The 223-nt window shown below is 66.4% G+C and carries 1 protein-coding gene; it reads left to right on the top strand.

Features of this window, described 5'->3' with window-relative positions:
• Positions 1–223: UPF0182 family protein (locus ACXN5W_RS30500; protein ID WP_473161834.1), on the top strand; the 223-nt coding region annotated here is incomplete at both ends.

Here is a 223-nt window from a genome sequence, read left to right as displayed (position 1 = left end):
CGGGAGAACGTCAACTACCTGCGGAACTCGGTGAAGGCCACCGTCGACGCGTACGACGGCACGGTCCGGCTCTACGAGTTCGACACCAACGACCCGGTGCTGAAGACCTGGAACAAGGCGTTCGGCGGGCACCTGCTGATCCCGAAGGCGGAGACCCCGCCGGCGCTGGCGGCGCACTTCCGTTACCCGGCCGACCTGTTCAAGGTGCAGCGGAACCTGCTGA

This window comes from Plantactinospora sp. A48 (genome assembly GCF_055793945.1).
The sequence above is the reverse complement of the archived record's forward strand: the minus strand, read 5'-3'. Positions and strand labels throughout refer to the sequence as shown.